Annotated in this window: 1 protein-coding gene; it reads left to right on the top strand. The window is 61.5% G+C overall.

From position 1 onward, the window contains the following. Positions 1-1,105 (top strand): type VI secretion system tip protein TssI/VgrG (gene tssI, locus ACF8D4_RS07070; protein WP_392464831.1); only part of this gene is annotated, 1,105 nt, incomplete at both ends.

Here is a 1,105-nt window from a genome sequence, read left to right as displayed (position 1 = left end):
TTGGCCGCGGCGACAGCGGCCACAGACAGACCCGCTACCGGCTGAGACTGGAGCCGGCCCTGAGCCGCCTGCAGCTGCGGCGCAACAGCCGCATCTTCCAGGAAAAGAGCCTGACCGACATCATCGCGGTGCTGTTCGGTGAAATGGGCATTACCGACTACGCCTTTCGCTGTGACCCACGCCATGAAGGCCGCAAACGGGAATACTGCGTGCAGTATGGCGAGAGCGACTTTGACTTCTTCGAACGCCTGACCCGCGAAGCGGGACTGTTCTACTACTTCGAGCACAGCAGCGACAAACACACCCTGGTGCTGTGCGATGCACTGGACAAACTGAGCCTGAGCCCCCACAGCTACCCCTACAACGCCCTGGCGGGTGGACGCGCCGAGCAGGCGAGTGTCCGCAGCGCCGAATACCGCCACCGCCGGGCCGAGAGCGGGGCCACCCTCAAGGACTACAGCTTCCGCAAACCGGCCTACAGCTTCCTGCAACCGAGCACAGAGGATGCAGACTGGCAACAGAGCGGCTATGAACACTTCGACTACCCGGGGCGCTACAAGGACGATACCGACGGCAAACTGTTCAGCAAGGTGCGCCTGGCGGGACTGCGACGGGAGAGCGAGCAGCTGCTGCTCAAGAGTGACCAACTGCAGGCGTTGAGCGGGCAGAAGTTTGCCCTGAGCGAACACCCGGATGCGAGCCTTAACCGCGAATGGGTAATGGTGGGGGTCAGCCACACCGGCGAGCAGGGTAATGCGGCGGAAGAGGACAACAGCAGTCGCGGCACCACTTACAGTAACGAGATAGTGGCGGTGCCATCCTCCATGCAATGGCAAGCGGAGCCGAAGGCCAAACCACAGATGGCGGGGCCGCAGATAGCGACTGTGGTGGGGCCGAAGGATGAAGAGATATTTTGTGACGAATACGGCCGGGTGAAGGTGCAGTTTCCCTGGGACAGATATGCCAAGGGTGACGAGCACGGCAGTTGCTGGATACGGGTCAGCCAGGGCTGGGCCGGTGGTCAGTATGGCTTTATGGCACTGCCGCGGATAGGGCATGAAGTGATAGTGTCGTTTTTGGACGGCGACCCGGACCAACCCATCAT

Origin of the sequence: Shewanella sp. YQ_9, from assembly GCF_043103185.1 — a bacterium.
Taxonomy (GTDB): Bacteria; Pseudomonadota; Gammaproteobacteria; order Enterobacterales; family Shewanellaceae; genus Shewanella; species Shewanella algae.
Note: the sequence above shows the minus strand (reverse complement) of the source record. Positions and strands in the feature narration are given on the sequence as shown.